Origin of the sequence: Oryzomonas rubra (assembly GCF_008369015.1) — a bacterium.
GTDB lineage: Bacteria > Desulfobacterota > Desulfuromonadia > Geobacterales > Pseudopelobacteraceae > Oryzomonas > Oryzomonas japonica.
This window is the reverse complement of record NZ_SRSD01000006.1, coordinates 83,851-101,677: the sequence shown is the minus strand read 5'-3', so window position 1 is coordinate 101,677 and position 17,827 is coordinate 83,851. Positions and strand designations below refer to the sequence as shown.

Here is a 17,827-nt window from a genome sequence, read left to right as displayed (position 1 = left end):
TGGAGGAGAACCATTCAACGAAAAAACCCCGCCGATACCGGTGGGGTTTTTTCGTCAGCCCGTAAAGGCATTCAGCATCTTGGCCGCGACATCCTTGCCGCTGATATTGTAGGTGCCCGCCGCCAGCTGGTCCCTGATGGAGGCGACCTTCTCCCAGCGGATGGTCTCTTCAGTAGGGGCGGCAGACAGCAGCTTCTCGGTGGTCGATGAAAGCTCGACGCTGAATGCGTCTCCCTCATCCTGTGCCGACGTGGCATCGGCGCTCCTCTGCGCGGATGAACCTTTTATCTCTTTTCTCTGCGGCTTGGCCAGGGCTTGAACACCGGTTTCGATCTTCATGGCGGCCTCCTCTGCAAACGTACTCTTCTGCTCTTTTAAACTACATCGGCAGAGTAGGGGTAAAGCTTTAATCCAATTTGGAACCTGCCGCGGCTTCCCGGATAAAATGCCCGTATTTCTGGTCGGTTCCCTTGATATGGGAGATCGTCCAATCGATCAGAAAGTCCAGGGTCTTGCCGCTCAACTCCTCCCCGCTCGTGACGCCGGTATGCATATCCTTGAGCTTGGCAACGAAAAAATCGTGTTCCTGGCGGTGGCCCGTAAAGCCGGGAAAGTTATGGGTAAGCATCAGGCGCTCCTCGGCGGAGAAGTGCTCGTGAACGTAGTTGATCAGGTTGTGGAGGACCTCGTCGATGATCCGGGCGCCCTCGCCCTTCTGCACCGCGTCGCCCAGCGCCTTGATCCAGCCGAGCAACTGCTTGTGCTGGCTGTCGACGGCGGGAAGATGTAGCGCCATGCTTTCATCCCACTCAGGAAGTGCCATAATTCCCCCCTTACTTTTCTGGTTGTTGCCTGAGATCCAGTTCGCGGACAGCGCCTAAGGCGGTCAGCGGTTTGTCGAATTTGGCGGCATCGCCCACCACCACCAGTTTAAACGCCTCGGGCCTCAGATGTCTTCGGGCGGCAGCCAGCACATCCTCCTTCGTCACCCGGGCGATGTTGTCCCGATAGCCTTCCAGGTAGCCGGGAGCATAGCCGTAGAACTCCAGTCGCGCCCGTTGGGTCACGATGGAAGCAGGGCTGGTGAAGCCGAACATGAAGGAGTTGATGATATATTCCTTGGCCGCCTTCAACTCCTGGTCGCTCACCGGTTCCCTGGTCATGCCGGCGATGATCTCCTCCATCAGGGAGACGGCCTTGCCGGTGGACCCGGCCTTGGTCTCGGTCTCGGCGATGAAGGTGCCGGTGAAGCGCCGCCCCACGTCGAAGCGGCTGTCAACGTTGTAGGCCAGTCCCTGATTGGTGCGGATCTCCATGGTCAGGCGCGAGGTGAAGCTCCCCCCCAGGATATAGTCCATGATACGCAGGGCGTAGATGTCGGGGGAGTCTTTGGTGACCCCCAGGTGCCCCATGCGGATCACGGTCTGGTTGACCTCTTTTTTGCCGTAGATCACCTCGGGGCGGAATTCCGCCTTCGGCTGGGGGATATCCGGCAGTGCCGCCGGAGGGGCAATGGCCGGTTTGCCGAAAACGGCGTTCAACTCCCTGAGCAGGGCTCCACGGTCGAAATCCCCCGATATCGCCAGGATCATCGCGTCCGGCCGGAAGAAGCGGCGATGGAAATCAACCATGTCCTGGCGCGTAATGGCGTTGGCCGAGGCAAAGGTAGGGACCGCGCCCAGGGGGTGGCCGGCGTAGATGGCCCGATTGAGTTCCCGCCCGGCGATCTCCTTGGGGTCGTCGTTCTGCCGCCGTAATCCCTCGATCAGGTGCTTGTGGGCGATATCGACCCGCTTCTGGCTGAAATCGGGGTGCAGCAGCACATCGCCGAAGATGCGCAGGGTCCGGCTGAAGTTCTTGGTGAGCGACGTCAGGGAGACCGTGCCCATGTCGGGGCCGATGCCGCTCTCCACCGCCGAGGCCATGAACTCCAGTTCGTCGTCCATCTGTTCCGGCGAGAGTCCGCCGGCGCCGCCGCTGCGCATGACGCTGCCGGTCAGGGCGGCCAGGCCGGCTTTGGTAGCCGGCTCATAGACCGATCCGGTGCGGACCAGGGCCGTGATGTTGATGATGGGCAGTTCCGTGTCCCGCAGCAGGTAGACCGGCATGCCGCATTCCAGCACCGCCCGTTCGGCGGTGGGGATCTCGAAGCGCAGCTCGGGGAAGCTCATGGTGCGGGGGTCGGCCTTTCCGCCATCGGCGGCGGCAACAGCCGCCCATGCCGTAACAAGGAGCACGAGGGAGAGGATCAGTCGTTTCATTTGCCGTCACCCCCCTTTTTGCTAAGGAATCCAACCATACGGTTCTCCTCGGTGAAATACTGTCTGGCCACCCGCTGGATATCGGCGGCGGTGACCGATGCCACCTTGCGGCGGTACTCGGTCATGTAGCGCCAGGTGCCGGCGACCGCCTCGTACTCGGTCAGGTTGCGGGCCAGGCCGCCGTTGGTGCCCATCCTGCGGGCCTCTTCATACTCGATCTTGTTGAGGACCCGCTGCAGGTCCCGCGCGGCGACCGGTTCGGTCTTGAGCAGTTCCAGTTCATGGAGGATGGCCTCCTCAACCTCCCTGGTGGTATGGGGGGCGCGGGGATTGGCGTTGACGAGGAAGAGGTTGGGGTAGCGGCTGCCCGGGGCGTCGAAGACTCCCACCTCCGTGGCGATCTGCTTTTCGATGACTAGCTTTTTATACAGGCGCGAGGTCCGGCCGTTGCCAAGGATCATGCTGATCACGTCGAAGACGTAATCGTCGGCCGCATTGATGGCGGGCTTGTGGAAACCGACCATCATGGTCGGCTCGGCCTCGGCCATCAGTTCGATGCGCCGTTCCCCCTCCTGCTTCGGTTCTTCGGCCGTGACCGGCGCCGGGAGCTTTCCGGGCTTGATGGCGCCGAAATAGCGCTCCACCAGTTTGATGGTCGCCTCGGTGTCAATGTCCCCCACGATGGCCACGATGGCGCTCTGGGGGCCGTAGTAGGAGTGGAAGAAACGCTCGGCCTTGGTGCGGGTCAGGTTCTCGATATCCGACATCCAGCCGATGGTGGGATGGGCGTAGGGATGGACCAGGAAGCCGGAGGCGACGAAGGTCTCCCACAGCTTGTTCTCCGGGTCGGCGTCGGTGGAACGGCGGCGCTCTTCCATCACCACGGCCCGCTCCGAATAAAACTCGCGCAGCACGGCGTTCTGCATGCGGTCGGACTCGATGGCCGCCCACAACTCCAGTTTGTTGGCCGGCAGGTTGATCAGGTAGGTGGTACCGTCGCGGCTGGTGAAGGCGTTGTACCCCACGCCGCCGTTTTTGGCGTAGAGTTCGAAGAACTCATCCTTGATGACATACCGGGACGCCTCCGCCTCCAGCGCCGCCAGCTGCTTCTCCAGATCGGCTACCTTGGCCTTGTCTCCCCTGTCCCCCCTGGCCTTCTCCGCGATCATGGCCTGGGCGGTCTGTTCGATCTTGTCCAGGAGCGGCTTTTCCGCGGCATAGTTTTTTGTCCCCAGGGTGGTGGTGCCCTTGAAGAGCATATGTTCCAGCATGTGGGCGATGCCCTGCTCGTCGCTCCGCTCGTCCACGCTCCCCACCCGGAACCGGATCCAGGCCGCCACGGTCGGGGAGGTATGGCGCTCCACCAGCAGAAGCTTCATGCCGTTCTTCATGGTATGCTCGACGACCTTGTCTTCCAACCCGGCGGCAAAGAGGCTGGTAGAGCACAGGCAGAGCGCTATGAGAAACAACCACATCCGTTTCATAGGTTTTCACCTCTGTTTTTTCTTTTCGTTCGGCACGGTGCCGGCCCCCTGATCGGAGGCCGGGCACCGTGTCTATCATGGTAAGATGATGGGCGATTTAAAACAATGAGAATTTGATGTATTTGCGGGGATGCTCCTTGAAATCCTTCACCAGGGCGTCCAGGTTGTCCACCATGTGGTTCATGCGTTCGTACAGTTCCTTGTCGGTCACCAGCTTGCCGGCCGTCCCCTCGCCGCTCTTGATCCTGGCGGTGACCTCCTCGATGGACTTGACCGAATTGTCGGCCCGGGTCAGGAGCGACAGCCCCTTGTCGTAGAACTCCCGGTCATTGATCAGCAGGCCGAGGGTGCTGTCCCTGGAGGTGATCTTTTTGTTCAGTTCCCGCACATAGTCGGCGGCATCATTGCTCTTTTGCGCCAGGGTGACCAGCTTGTCGTAGAGCGCCTTGTCGTAAATCAGCTTGTTCAGGGTGCCGTTGGACTCCTGGATGTCCCGGAGCGTCTGGTCGGCCCGGTTGAGGATGCTGACCAGTCTGTTGTAGGGCTCGGGGTTGCGGTTCAGCTTGCCCAGGGTCCCCTCGCCGCGGTTGATGGTGACCGCCAGCGCGTGGAGTTCGCCGGTCAGGCTGACGATGTTGGTGTAGAGGCTGGCGTCGGTGGTCAGCTTGCCCAAGGTCCCCTTGCCCTGGGTGATATTGTCCACGATCGTGTTCAGGCGGTCGAAGGTGGTGCCGGCCTTCTGCACCACGTCGTCAAGCTTCACGACCGGTGTGCCGCGCAGAACGGCGACCGGTTTTTCGAAATAGTACTGCGACGGGGTGATGTCCACATATTTTTCCCCCATCAGGCCGCGGGTCTTGATGGTGATCTTCGAATCGGTGCCGATCTTTTTCAGGGCCTCGTCATCGATCTCCAGGCGGATATCCACCTCGTTGTTCTTTTTGGGATCGGCAAAACGGATATCGGTCACGACCCCCACGTCCACCCCGGCCAGCCAGACCGGGGCGCCCTCCTTGAGGCCGGCCACATCGTCCATCACCACCTGCAATTTCCCCTTGGGGACGAACATCTTGGTCTTCTGCCCCATGAGCAGCACTCCACCGGCAACGCATATCATCGCTACGAAGATGAACACGCCGGCGCGTACCTGGGCCCAGCCTATCTTGTTGCTCCGTTCCATTAATTTCACCTGTTCCGGTTTAAAATCACAATCTGCCACAGAGACACAGAGAACATCTTTGAGAAAACGCAGGGTGTTGAATCTTGAGATGAGCTGGAAAAGGGTGCCGTCGTTACGGTACTCATCTGCTCAAAAAACTCCGTGATCCCTCCGCGTCTCTGTGCTCAATAATGCGTAATTACACAAACAGCGACTCTTTCGTCGGCTGCAAGAACTCCTGCACCTCCGGGATCGTGCTGGCCCGCATCTCCGCTTCGGTCCCCTCGAAGATCATCCGCGCCTGGTGCAGGAAGGTGAAGCGTTCCGAGGTGGCGAAGGCTGTCGCCAGGTCATGGGTCACCATGAGGGTGGTCTTCCCCTCGGCCTGCAAGCGCTGCATCAGGTTGCAGATGTTATAGACACCGATGGGGTCGAGGCCGGTGGTCGGCTCGTCGAAGAAGATGAAATCCGGGTTGGCCGCCAGGGCGCGAGAGATGGCGACCCGTTTCTTCATGCCGCCCGACAGCTCGGCGGGATAGAGGTTCAGGGCCTCTTCCACACCCACGAAGGAGAGCTTTTCCCGCACGATCCGCTCGATCTCCCCCTCGGAGAGACGCCCCTCCTCGAACAGGCGGTAGCCCACGTTCTCCCCCACGGTCATGGAGTCGAACAGCGCCCCTCCCTGGAAGACGATGGCGATGCGCTTGCGTTGCTCGCTGAAGATTGACTCCGGTTGGCCGGTGATGCAGACGTCGCCGATGCAGACCCGCCCCGATTGGGGGGGCAGCAGCCCCAGGAGCAGCTTGAGGATCGTGGTCTTGCCGGCGCCGCTCACCCCCAGGATGGTGCGGTTGACGCCCCGATCCAGGCAGAAGTCGAAATCCTCCAGGATCTTCCGCCCCCCCACCGAGTAGGAGAGTTTCTCCATGCGGATGGAATCGCTGCCGCTCATTTGGGTTCCGCTCCGCCCATGATCAGGATGATCCGCCACTCATCGGCCGTTACCGGCAGGACCGAGAGGCGGCTGCGCTTGACCAGCGGCATTTCGGCCAGGAGGGGATTGCCCTTGATCTGTTCGAGGGAGACCGGCCGGGGCAGCGGCTCGCCATAGCGCACGTCCACCATGTACCAGATCGGGTTGTCCGGCGACGCCTTGGGGTCGAAATGCTCACCCGCCGGGTTGAGGGCCGTGGAATCGGGGTATCCCTCCCGTACGACCTCGGCAATGCCGACAACGGCAGGTTCGGGGATATTGCTGTGGTAGAACAGCACCCGGTCGCCCGGCTTGATCCGGTCCCGCAGGAAATTGCGCGCCTGGTAGTTGCGCACCCCGTCCCACGGTTCGGTCATGTTCGGGCGGGCCTTCAGGTCATCGAAGGAAAAGCAGCCCGGTTCGGTTTTGAAGAGCCAGTAGGCCATGGTTATCCTATCCCCTGAAGACCACGAAGATCTTGGTCAGGAAGAAATCGAACATCAGGATCAGCACCGACGAGACCACCACCGCCTGTTTGGCCGAGTTGCCCACCCCTTCGGCGCCGCCGCGGGTGTTGAGTCCTACATAGCAACCGGTCATGGCGATCAGGAAGCCGAAGAAGGTCGGTTTGACCAATCCTTCGATCAGATCCTGGAAGACCATGAACTGGGGGATGCCTTTGAGGTACATGGTGGGATTGATGCCGTAGCCCGAGGCCATGATATACCCACCCAGGAGCGAGACGGCGTCGGCCACCGCGGTCAGGAGCGGCAGCGCCAGGAGCATGGCCTTCAGCCGCGGCGCCACGAGCCGCTTGACGATGTCGGTCCCCTCCACCCGCATGGCGTCAACCTGCTCGGTGACCACCATGGTGCCCAACTCCGCGGTAATGGCGGAGCCGACCCGGCCGGCCACCATGAGGGAGGCCAGCACCGGCCCCAACTCCTTGATCATGGTCACCGCCACCATGCCCCCCACGTAGCTGGTGGCGGCAAAGGGCTTGAGCTGCACCAGGGCCTGCAGGGCCATGACCATGCCGGTGAACAGGCCGGTCAGCATGCAGATGAACAGGGAGGAAAACCCGAGTTTATCGAACTGCACGGCGAATTCACGGTAATAATAGGGACGGCGGAACATGCGTGCGAAGGTCGTGGCCGCCAGGGCGAACCACCCCTGGAGCTCGGCGAAGAAGCGCAACAAGATCTTGTCGATGACGGCGATGTTCATTCAGTACCTTTTAACAGGTTGTTAAAAACCCAGGTTGTTCAAAAATAGCCAGATCGTCGCACCCGCAGAAAGCCCTGCGGAGGCGTAGCAGCGCTACGCCGCACAAAAGGGCTTTCGAGGACGGCGGCGATCTGGCTGTTTTTCAACAACCTCCTACAGCGCCACGGCCACCGCCTCGGCAGCCTCGTGAATAAAGGTGAATTCCAACTCCTTGCGCACGTTCTCGGGGATATCCTCGAGGTCGTCGCGGTTGCGGTCCGGGGCGATGATCTTTCTGACCCCGGCCCGGTGGGCGGCCAGCACCTTTTCCTTGAGGCCGCCGATGGCCAGTACCCTGCCGGTCAGGGTGATCTCGCCGGTCATGGACACGCCGCGCTTGGCGGGCCTGTTCGTCAGGAGCGACACAAGGGCCGTGACCATGGTCACACCGGCGGACGGGCCGTCTTTGGGGATGGCCCCTGACGGCACGTGGATATGGATGACCCTGTTTTCGAAGGCGTCCGGGGCAATGCCGAAATCGTCGTAATGGGCCTCCACGTAGGAGAGCGCGGCCCGGGCCGATTCCTTCATCACATCCCCCAGGGAGCCGGTCAGGATCAGTTCCGGCTTGCCCGGCATGCTGGTGGCCTCCACGAAGAGGATATCGCCGCCGGTCTCGGTCCAGGCCATGCCGGTCACCACGCCGATCCGGTCGTCCTCGGCCGCCACCTCGTTGTGGAACTTGCGCGGCCCGAGCAGTTCCGTCACCACCTCGGTGGTGATCTCCTTGCGGGGCTCCTTTTTCTGGGTGATCTCCTTGGCCACCTTGCGGCAGACCGAGCCGATGGTGCGTTGCAGGTTGCGCACACCCGCCTCGCGGGTGTAGTCGCTGATAACCTTCAGCACCGCCGCGTCATGGAACTCGGGAGGCGTGCCGGTGAGGCCGTTTTCCTCGATCTCGCGGCGGATGATGAAGTTACGGGCGATGTGCAGCTTCTCCTCGGTGCTGTAGCCGGCCAGACGGATGACCTCCATGCGGTCCTTGAGCGGGCCGGGGATCGGGTCGAGCTGGTTGGCGGTGGTGATGAACATGACCTTGGACAGGTCGAAAGGGACGTCCAGATAATGGTCGTTGAACGAGAAGTTCTGCTCCGGGTCCAGCACCTCCAGCAGTGCCGAGGCCGGGTCGCCGCGGAAGTCCAGCCCCAGTTTGTCGATCTCGTCCAGCATGAAAACCGGGTTGTTGCTGCCGCAGCGGAAGAGTTCCTTGATGATCCGGCCGGGCAGGGCGCCGATGTAGGTGCGGCGGTGGCCGCGGATTTCGGCCTCGTCCCGCACCCCCCCCAGGGAGATGCGCACGAACTTGCGCCCCAGGGAGCGGGCGATGGATTTGCCCAGGCTGGTCTTGCCCACGCCGGGAGGGCCGACGAAACAGAGCACCGGCCCCTTCATGTTCTCCTTGAGGGAGCGCACCGCCAGGAACTCCATGATGCGTTCCTTGACCTTTTTCAGGTCGTAATGGTCCTCGTTGAGGATCTCCTCGGCCCGGACCATGTCCAGGCTGTCTTCCGTACTCTTGTTCCAGGGCATGCCGGCCAGATAGTCCAGGTAGGTGCGGGATACGGTGTACTCGGGGGAGGCCGGGTTGATCCGCTCCAACCGCTTGAGTTCCTTGTCGGCGATCTTCTGGACCTCTTCCGGCAGGCCGGCCTCCTCGATCAGCCGCCGCAACTCGTTCATGTCCGAGGCGCGGGGGTCTTCCTCGCCCAGCTCTTCCTGGATGTGCTTCATCTGCTCGCGCAGGATGTATTCCTTCTGGTTTTTGCCGACCCGGCGGGTCACCTCGCTGGAGACCTCGTTCTTGATCTGCATGCGCTGGACCTCGTTGGTCAGGTGCACATAGACCTTTTTGAGGCGGTCCAGGGGGTCGACGGTTTCCAGCAATTCCTGCAGGTCGGAGGCCGGCAGGTTGACGTACAGCGCCACCAGGTCGGACAGGCGTGCCGGGTTGTCGATGTAGTCGATCATCTTCATGACGTCATCCGGCAGCGGCTTGCCGTGGGAAAGGGAGATCTTCAGCAGGGCGTTCAGGCTCTGCACCAGCGCCTCGGAAACCAGGCTCTTCTCCACGAATTCCCGCACCAGTTCGCAAGTGGCCAACATGACCGGGGCGGTCTGCTCGATGCCCAGGATGCGCAGCCGGGCCATCCCTTCCAGGGTCACCTTGAACCTGCCGTCACCCAGCTTTTTGATCTGGTTGACCCGGCAGAGGGTCCCGATCTCGCTCATATCCGCCAGGGTACTGGCAGTGGCGGCATCCGGGCGGAGCAGCACGATGGCCACGTATTTCTCATAATTGTCCGCTTCGGAGAAGACGCGCAATTCGCGCTCGTCCACGTAGAGCGGGAAGATCATGTAGGGAAAGGGTACCATCTCCTTCTGGGGGTAGAGCGGCAGCCTTTCCGGTATTTCGATGTTTGTATGGGGCATGGAAACCTGTTCCTTGTCTGAAGGGGTGATAAGTGATGTCTTATTCTTTTAACATACTTTCGGGGCTTATTCAAAAATCTAAACCCCCAAACGACGATCTTCGCCGGCCATGGTCTGGTAATTATATAAAATTCACATGGTTCTGACCACGTGGGGTAGGCCGGTTGTGGGTATGCTTTCGGTCGGGTCCATGGGCGCGCGGCCGATACGGCAGCGAACCTACACCGGCTGTCCGTCCCGCACCTTGACACCCACCACGCGAACGCGGGCGCCCGGTCCCGCCAGTTCCCGATAGAGCAGCGCCAGGAAGCGAACCGTCACCAGCCGGTGAATGGCCGCCTGGGAGAGGCGGTAGAGCAGGCGGCGGAATGGTGAGGGCGAGGGGCTGCCGAGGAGCAGGGGGCAATATTCGGAGAGTTCCAGGGAAACGCGGATGCCGTCCGGTAGCTCTTTGACGCCGAAGCGCAGTTCGCCCCGCTCGCACTGGCCCGGCTGTACCAGCATGCCGCCGCAGATGCGCAGCACGACGGCCTGTTGCTCTTCCACCGGCGGGAGAAAGCTGATCAGGCTCCAGCGGCTGGTGAACAGGCGGAACTGAATGCCCGAGGCCGAGCAGTGGGGGCGGATGATGGTGGCGGTGCACCGGCGGATGTAGGCCAGATAGCGGTTCAGGAGTGTCTCCGGCGTGAGCGGCGCCGCCAAGGTGGCCGGGAAGACGCTCCACTGGATGGAGAAGACCGACGAGTCGTCCACCAGGACCTGCTGGCAGGCGATTTCCTGATCGCGGGGCAGAGACATGACCTAGCCCCGGGTCAAGCGCCCGATGAGCGCTTCGTGTTGTGGGAAGAGTTCGGCCAGGTCGTTCTGGTTCCCCAATTCAAAGTCGTTGAAATCGAAGCCGGGCGCCACGGTGCACCCCACCAGGGCAAAATCGCCGGAGCCGGCCACCTTTTCGGCGGCGCGAGAGGTCTCGCGGAACCACCCCCCTTCGGGATGGCGGGCGAGCTGCAGCCGTTCGGTCCAATAAGCGGCGGTATGGGTGTGCATGAATAGTGGTTACCTCATTATTGCTGAGATTGCTGGTCATGGGAACCGCGGTTAACCGCAGAAAGAAGGATCAGATTCCCGGACCTTAAGGTAGAGGTGCCGTCAAGTACGGCCCATTCTGCCACTGGTTTGAGATATTGCAATCATTTTCAGGTAAGAGACCTATCAAACTGCTATGAATAGCCGTTGCCGCCATTCCCTCAAGTTTTGAACTAACCATGGTGTTGTCATCTGGCAGTGTCGTGTTTTTTATGCTAGTCTCGCCTCATCCGGAGACTCCGGACGCCGTTTTCTCAATATCCCGACCGATCGATAGGTGACACCCTCCATGACCATAGTCCATATCCTTATTCTTGCGGCAGTCCAAGGGGCCGCCGAGCTATTGCCCGTGTCCAGCTCCGCCCATGTCATTGTGATTGCCAAACTGATGGGACTCGACCCGACCACCCCGGAGATGACGCTGCTTTTAGTCATGCTCCACACCGGCACCATGTTTGCGGTGATCTGCTATTTCTGGAAATCCTGGAAAAGTGGGTTCTTTGCCTCGCGCCGGCAATTTACGGCATCCCTCAAGCTGATCATACTCGCCACGATCTTGACTGGAGCTGTGGGGCTGGCGCTGAAGGCGTTGATCGAACGGTTTGTCTTGGGCAACGTCCCACATGCCGAGATCGAACTGTTGTTCGGTAATCTGGGCCTTATCTCGGCGGCCCTGGCCGCGGCAGGGCTTTTGATCATCATCGCCGGCCTGAGAGGAACCCCCCCGGTGGAGTCCCGCGAGATTGGGACTGGAGAGTCAATCCTGATTGGTATGGTGCAGGGGCTCTGCCTCCCGTTCCGGGGCTTTTCCCGCTCCGGGGCGACCATATCCGTCGCTCTCTTGCTGGGGGTCGCCAGGGTAAAGGCCGAGGAATTCAGTTTTGCCCTGGCCGTGGTGTTGACCCCGCCCGTCATCGCCCGTGAGATCCTGCGGTTGCTCAAAGCGCATGAGCTCGCCACATCGGGAGCAGATCTGATGGGTCTCTTCCTCCCCGGTGTCGTGGGGATGGTGTCGAGTTTCCTCGCGGGACTTCTGGCCCTGCGCTGGCTCTCAAACTGGTTGGAGAAAGGGCGTTGGCGCTTCTTCGGCTACTATTGCCTGTGCGCCTCGCTCGTTGTGTTTATTTTCCATGGAATCGGCGTATGAAAAATTCCGGCGAAAATACCCACCCCTATTAGTCTATTGGCACATGAATAGAAATTATTTCTATTTGTGTGGAGGATACGCCATGAACAGGATTAATCGATATACCGGTGTTGTTTTTGCCCTGATAATCTGCTCATTCGTCGGCGCTCACCCTGCCTTATCCAGCGAGGTTACCAAGGCTACCCTGAAAAATGGCCTGCGGGTGGTCATCGTGCAGAATTCCCTGGCTCCGGTCGTCACGACCCAGGTCAACTACCTCGTCGGCTCCAATGAGGCTCCTCCAGGTTTCCCGGGGATGGCACATGCCCAGGAACACATGATGTTTCGTGGCAATCCGGGGCTTTCTTCTGATCAGTTGTCATCCATAATCGCTGCCATGGGGGGGAGTTTCAACGCCCAGACTCAGCAATCCCTGACACAATACTTTTTTACCGTCCCGGTTGAAGACATGGAAACCGCACTTCATGTTGAGGCGGTGCGCATGCGCGGTATCCTCGATTCCGACAAGGCGTGGGGAGAAGAGCGCGGGGCCATAGAGCAGGAGGTGGTCCAGGACCTGTCCGACCCCCAATATATCCTGAGTACCCGCTTGATGGGCAAGCTGTTCGAGGGGTCTCCTTACGCGCATGACGCCCTGGGTACGGTGGAGTCCTTCGACAAAACGACCGGCGCCATGCTCAAAAAATTTTACAATGACTGGTATGCGCCGAACAACGCAATCCTGGTCATAGCGGGTAATGTTGACCCGCAACGAACCATGGCGGTGGTCAAGCGCCTGTTCGGATCGATCCCCAGGAAAAAGCTGCCTGCGCGTCCCCCCATTAACCTGTCCCCCCTCAAGCCTGCCGAGATGGAGCTTGACTCCGATCTATCCTACGGGCTGGCTCTCGTTGCATACCGATTCCCTGGATTGGAGAGCCCCGATTATGCCGCCGGGATGGTTTTGTCGGATGTCCTGTCCAGCCAGCGCGCTCATCTCTATGCCCTTGTCCCGGAAGGCAAGGCGCTCTCGGCGAGTTTTGACAGTTATGCCTTGCCCAAGATGGGCTACAGTTTTGCTCTAGCGGCATTCCCCCGGGGGGAAGATGGGCGTCCCATGGTGGAAACCATCAAGAAGATTATCCAGGGGTATGTAACAAACGGTGTCCCCTCAGAGTTGATCGAAGCCGCCAAGCGTCATGAGATTGCCCAGGCGGAGTTTCAAAAAAACTCGGTTGAGGGCTTGGCCTCTGCATGGTCTCAGGCCCTTGCCCTGGAAGGTCGCTCCTCCCCTGACGATGATATTAAGGCCATCAGTAAGGTTACCGTCGATGATGTCAACCGTGTTGCACGGAATTTTCTGATCAATGATACGGCCATCACCGCAATCATGACGCCCAGGCCGTCCGGTAACCCCGTGGAGTCCAAAAATTCCGGCCGCACCAATGAGTCATTCGCTCCCAAGCAGGTGAAGCGGGTGAAACTTCCTTCATGGGCTGCTCACGTCACCAAGCCCCTCAAGGTTGGAGTAACGAAGGAAGGGCCCGTCGATCTGAAACTAAAGAACGGCATGCGGCTCATCGTCAAAACGACCAGGACGAGCGATACCGTAACGCTCTATGGCCGCGTAAAGAACAACCCCGGCCTTGAAGCGCCCCCCAGCAAGGAGGGTGTGGATGAGATTCTGGGAGGCCTTTTCTCTTATGGCAGCAGGCGCCTGGATCGCCTGGCTTTTCAGGCCTCCCTGGATGAAATCGCCGCTGACGTCGAGGTGGGGACTTTGTTCTCCCTTCAGGTTGTAAAGGGGCATTTTGACCGGGGAGTAGAACTCATAGCGGATAATCTGGTCAATCCCGCGCTTCCGGAGGAGGCTTTCAAGGTTGTGCAGAAGGAAACCTCCTCGCTTCTTGCCGGCCAGGAAACGAGTCCGAAATGGTTGGTCGGTCGGGCTCTTAAAACAGCCCTCTACCCGAAAGACGACCCGGCACTCCGGTATGCCAAGCCGGAAACGGTCGACAGGCTCACCCTTACGGACGTCCAAAACTATTACCATGCTGTTTTTCGGCCCGACATGACGACCATCGTGGTCGTTGGGAACGTCACCCCTGAAGAGGCAAAGGTTACTATCGAAAAATACTTCGGCGACTGGAAAGCGGAAGGCCCCACGCCTGAAACCGAGTATCAGCCCATAGCCGGCAACAGATCTGCAGCAGTAGTGGTCCCCAATAATAGCAGGGTGCAGGATGAGGTAACCCTCGAGGAGTCACTCGGCATGACTCGTTCACACCCGGATTACTACCCCCTGCAAGTCGGTCTTCACATCCTTACCGGAGCATTTTACGCAACAAGATTCTACCGCGATCTCCGCGAGAGCAGTGGTTTGGTCTATACGGTGGAAGCCTATCTGGACATCGGTAAAACACGCTCCATCTTTGGGGTGGATTACGGCTGCAATCCACCCAATGTCTCAAAAGCCCGCGCAATTATAGAGCGGGATCTGACGGACATGCAGACGAGGCTCGTCACCCCCGAAGAGCTGTCTCGGGCAAAGAATCTTCTTGTCCACGAGGTAGTATTGTCCAACACCAGCACCTCAGGTATCGCCATGGGGTTTCTTCGTCTGTCACAAATGGATTTGCCGTTGGACGAGCCCACCCGTGCGGCCGACAAATATCAGAAGATAACCGCTACCCAGGTAAGGTCCGCTTTTTCACGATGGATCAGGCCTGCGGAGTTTGTTCAGGTCACCAGTGGGCCGCAACCGCAATGATGCGCTAAACTTTATCGTGCGAGGTGTCTGGGGTGTTGCACAAAAAACGCCTGTTCGCCATTGGCGATATCAATGCCTTTTTCGGTCTGATGCTGGACAACATGTCCGGCCTGGTCATCATGGCCGCCATCCTGACCGGCGCCTTCGGCATGCCACGGGAAATCGTGCTCTACCGCATGCTGCCAGGCAGCGCCATGGGGGTCTTGGTGGGCGACCTGCTGTACTCCTGGATGGCCTGGCGCCTGGCCAGGCGCACCGGGCGGGCTGATGTGACCGCCATGCCCCTGGGGCTGGACACCCCCTCCACCTTCGGCCTGGCCTTCGGCGTGATCGGCCCCTGTTACCTGGCAAGCAGGGATGCCCATTTCACCTGGCAGGTGGCCATGGGGGTCATCGTGCTGATGGGGATCTTCAAGATCGCCGTCTCCTTTTGCGGACCGGCCCTGCGCCGTGCCATCCCCCGGGCCGGCCTGTTGGGGAGCATCGCTGCCGTGGCGCTGCTTCTGATCGCCTATCTGCCGTTTCTCAAGCTGTTCGCCTCGCCGGTGGTCGGTTTCCTCTCCCTTGGGGTCGTCTTTATTTCGCTTCTGGCACGTTTCCGGCTCCCCCTGCGCATGCCGGGCGCACTGGCGGGCATCCTGCTCGGCACGGCGGCCTATTATCTGTTGTCCGCCTTTGACCTGCTGCCCGGTGCGGGCCACGTCGCCTTCCGGCCTTTTGAGCTCTCCGTTCATCTGCCGTTGCCGACCCTGGAATTTGTGCCCGGCCTGACGAAAGCCCTGGCTTATCTGCCGCTGGCGATCCCGTTTGCCCTTGCTACGGTGGTTGGCGGTGTCGATGTCACCGAGAGCGCGGCCGTGGCCGGTGATGACTACAACACCCGCGACGTCCTCCTGGTGGAAGGGGTTGCCACCCTGGTGGCCGGCGTCTGCGGCGGCGTGATCCAGTCCTGCCCCTATATCGGCCACCCGGCCTACAAGGAGATGGGGGGGCGCTCCGGGTACACCATCGCCACGGCCCTGTTCATCGGCCTGGGGGGGATACTGGGCTACCTCTCGTTCTTCGTCAACCTCCTGCCCGAGGCGGCGGTGGCACCGATCCTGATCTTCATCGGGATCGAGATCACCGCCCAGGCTTTTGAGGCAACCCCCCACAACCATTACCGGGCCATTGCCATCTCATTCATTCCGGCAATCGCCTGCCTCGTGTCGATCCAATTCGGCCAGATGCTGGGCGGACTGGGCAAGAGCGCCGCCGACCTCTCGGGAGAGCTGCTGGCGACCTATACCGCCACGACCCTTTTGGGGAACGGTTTTATCGTCACGTCACTACTCTGGGGCGCCACCTTCTCCCATGTCCTCGACCATCGGCCGGGCCGGGCGGCCCTCTACCTCGTCGCCTGTGCCCTCTGCTCACTGTGCGGGGTGATCCATTCGCCGCTCGCTTCGGGGGCGCTGTTTTCACCCCTGTCGCCCCCTGCCCCGATCGTCTGGCATCTGGCCGCCGGTTACGGGGTGATGGCTTTGGCCTTCTTGGTGCTGGAATGGGGGCGGAAATCCGGTCCCTTGCCATCCGGTGAAGTTGTGTCACAATAGCCTTCTCATGGCGATCACGCACACTGTCGTCCTCATAACCGGAGCGGCCGGATTCATCGGCCGGCGGCTTTCCCAAAGCCTGCTGGACCGGGGCTGCAACGTGCGCTGCATGGTGCGGGAATCCGTCGCGGGCGTCCCCGACGCCGCCGAGGTCGTGCGGGCCGACATGTTGGCGCCGTCGTCACTGGCGCGAGCCCTGGAGGGGATCGACAGCGCCTATTACCTGGTGCACTCCATGGCCGGGGGGCGAGCCGGTTTCGAGCGCCGGGACCGGGAGGCGGCCGGCAATTTTGTGCGGGCTGCCGACAGGGCCGGGGTGCGCCGGGTGATCTATCTGGGCGGGTTGGGGGAAACCGGCGATACCCTCTCGGAGCATCTCAAGAGCCGCCGGGAAGTGGCCGGGATTCTCACGTCCGGGCATTTTGCCACGACCTTTCTGCGGGCCGCCGTGATCATCGGGGCAGGCGGGGCCTCGTTCGAAATGGTTCGGGCCCTGGTGGAACGCCTGCCGGTGATGGTTACCCCACGCTGGGTTTCGACCCGCTGCCAGCCGATTGCCGTGGATGACGTGATTGCCTATCTGGGTGGCTGTCTGGAGGATGAACGCACCACCGGGCGAACCTTCGACATCGGCGGCCCCGAGGTGCTGACCTACCGGGAGATGATGGAGCGCTTTGCCCGCATCAAGGGGCGAACCATCCATATCCTGCCGGTGCCGGTGCTCACCCCCAAACTTTCGTCCTACTGGGTCGGGTTGATTACGCCGGTGCGCCCCTCGATCTCCATGCCGCTCATCGAAGGGCTGAGCAACGAGGTGGTCTGTCGTGAAAACGCCATCCGCGAACTGATTCCGCTGTCGCTTACCCCCTATGACGAGGCGGTGCGCCGGGCGCTGGCCGAAGGCAGCGGCACCCGATGACGATTACCGGCACTCAAGCCATTGAAACCATAATCACGAAGGAGGAAGTGTTATGAAAAAGATCGGTGTGGTACTTTCGGGTTGCGGTGTGCGCGACGGCAGCGAGATTCATGAGGCGGTCTTTGCCCTCCTGGCGATCGACCGGAACGGAGCCGAGGCGGTCTGCATGGCGCCCAATGCCGATTTCCCCGAGACCAATCATCTGACCATGCAGGAAACCGGGAACAAGCGCAACGCGCTGGTTGAGGCCGCCCGCATTGCCCGTGGCAATATCCGTGATATCAGTGCGGTACAAGCGGCTGACCTGGACGCCGTAGTCCTCCCCGGCGGATTCGGGGCGGTGAAAAACCTATGCGATTTTGCCGTCAAGGGGGCCGGCGCCACGGTTCATCCCGAGGTGGCCCGCCTGCTCCGGGAGATGGCGGCGGCCGGCAAACCGATCGGTGCCATCTGCATCGCCCCGGCCGTTGTGGCGATGGTGCTGGGCAAGGACAAGGCGCCGACCCTGACCATCGGCAATGATGCGGGCACGGCGGCTGAGATCGAAAAGACCGGCGCCCGGCATCAGGAGTGTCCGGTCACCGAATTCGTCGTGGACCGCGCGAACAAGATCGTGTCCACCCCGGCCTACATGCTGGCGCACCGTATCTCGGAGACGTACGAGGGGATCGACAAATGCGTGAAGGAAGTGATTGCATTGCTATGACGATATGATATGGTCCTCCCCCTTTGAAAGAACCTGTCGACTCTCTGTTCGA

Annotated in this window: 16 protein-coding genes; 5 read left to right on the top strand and 11 right to left on the bottom strand. The window is 60.7% G+C overall.

Features of this window, described 5'->3' with window-relative positions; translation table 11 throughout:
• Positions 1–54: 54 nt before the first annotated feature.
• The 11 genes from flgM to ET418_RS10960 form a co-directional block, all read right to left on the bottom strand.
• On the bottom strand, positions 55–339 hold the full coding sequence (flgM, locus tag ET418_RS11010; protein WP_149307671.1) for a flagellar biosynthesis anti-sigma factor FlgM: 285 nt from the start codon (positions 337–339) through the stop codon (positions 55–57).
• A gap of 67 nt (positions 340–406) precedes the next feature.
• Positions 407–823: a bacteriohemerythrin gene (locus ET418_RS11005; protein WP_149307670.1), complete on the bottom strand. Its 417-nt coding sequence runs from the start codon at positions 821–823 to the stop codon at positions 407–409.
• 10 nt (positions 824–833) lie between these two features.
• Complete coding sequence (locus ET418_RS11000; RefSeq protein WP_149307669.1) at positions 834–2,261, bottom strand: M16 family metallopeptidase; 1,428 nt, start codon at positions 2,259–2,261, stop codon at positions 834–836.
• Positions 2,258–3,745 (bottom strand): M16 family metallopeptidase, encoded by a 1,488-nt coding sequence (locus ET418_RS10995; protein WP_149307668.1) that lies wholly within the window; start codon positions 3,743–3,745, stop codon positions 2,258–2,260. Before ET418_RS10995 ends, ET418_RS11000 begins: the two co-directional genes overlap by 4 nt.
• 97 nt (positions 3,746–3,842) lie before the next feature.
• A complete protein-coding gene (locus ET418_RS10990; RefSeq protein ID WP_149307667.1) occupies positions 3,843–4,925 on the bottom strand; it encodes an MlaD family protein in 1,083 nt (360 codons plus the stop codon).
• Positions 4,926–5,103: 178 nt separating this feature from the next.
• Positions 5,104–5,856 (bottom strand): ABC transporter ATP-binding protein, encoded by a 753-nt coding sequence (locus ET418_RS10985; RefSeq protein WP_149307666.1) that lies wholly within the window; start codon positions 5,854–5,856, stop codon positions 5,104–5,106.
• Positions 5,853–6,323, bottom strand: a complete 471-nt coding sequence (locus ET418_RS10980) for an EVE domain-containing protein (protein ID WP_149307665.1) — start codon at positions 6,321–6,323, stop codon at positions 5,853–5,855. The genes ET418_RS10985 and ET418_RS10980 overlap by 4 nt, the downstream gene beginning before the upstream one ends.
• 7 nt (positions 6,324–6,330) lie before the next feature.
• Positions 6,331–7,104 (bottom strand): MlaE family ABC transporter permease, encoded by a 774-nt coding sequence (locus ET418_RS10975; protein WP_149307664.1) that lies wholly within the window; start codon positions 7,102–7,104, stop codon positions 6,331–6,333.
• Positions 7,105–7,257: 153 nt separating this feature from the next.
• A complete protein-coding gene (lon, locus tag ET418_RS10970) occupies positions 7,258–9,573 on the bottom strand; it encodes an endopeptidase La (protein ID WP_149307663.1) in 2,316 nt (771 codons plus the stop codon).
• A 219-nt stretch (positions 9,574–9,792) separates the two neighbouring features.
• Positions 9,793–10,371, bottom strand: a complete 579-nt coding sequence (locus ET418_RS10965; protein WP_149307662.1) for a hypothetical protein — start codon at positions 10,369–10,371, stop codon at positions 9,793–9,795.
• A gap of 3 nt (positions 10,372–10,374) precedes the next feature.
• Entirely contained in the window at positions 10,375–10,620 is a 246-nt protein-coding gene (locus tag ET418_RS10960; protein WP_149307661.1) for a cupin domain-containing protein, read from the bottom strand.
• A gap of 328 nt (positions 10,621–10,948) precedes the next feature.
• Between ET418_RS10960 and ET418_RS10955 the strand changes: the two genes are divergently transcribed.
• The 5 genes from ET418_RS10955 (at position 10,949) to elbB (ending at position 17,775) form a co-directional block, all read left to right on the top strand.
• The gene (locus tag ET418_RS10955; RefSeq protein ID WP_149307660.1) at positions 10,949–11,806 is read left to right on the top strand and encodes an undecaprenyl-diphosphate phosphatase; all 858 of its coding nucleotides are present in this window, start codon (positions 10,949–10,951) and stop codon (positions 11,804–11,806) included.
• Between the two features lie 82 nt (positions 11,807–11,888).
• Positions 11,889–14,555 (top strand): M16 family metallopeptidase, encoded by a 2,667-nt coding sequence (locus ET418_RS10950; RefSeq protein ID WP_188055483.1) that lies wholly within the window; start codon positions 11,889–11,891, stop codon positions 14,553–14,555.
• A gap of 32 nt (positions 14,556–14,587) precedes the next feature.
• Complete coding sequence (locus ET418_RS10945; protein ID WP_149307658.1) at positions 14,588–16,150, top strand: SulP family inorganic anion transporter; 1,563 nt, start codon at positions 14,588–14,590, stop codon at positions 16,148–16,150.
• A 7-nt stretch (positions 16,151–16,157) separates the two neighbouring features.
• Complete coding sequence (locus ET418_RS10940) at positions 16,158–17,069, top strand: NAD(P)H-binding protein (protein WP_149307657.1); 912 nt, start codon at positions 16,158–16,160, stop codon at positions 17,067–17,069.
• Between the two features lie 52 nt (positions 17,070–17,121).
• Positions 17,122–17,775: an isoprenoid biosynthesis glyoxalase ElbB gene (gene elbB / locus ET418_RS10935; RefSeq protein WP_149307656.1), complete on the top strand. Its 654-nt coding sequence runs from the start codon at positions 17,122–17,124 to the stop codon at positions 17,773–17,775.
• Positions 17,776–17,827: the final 52 nt, after the last annotated feature.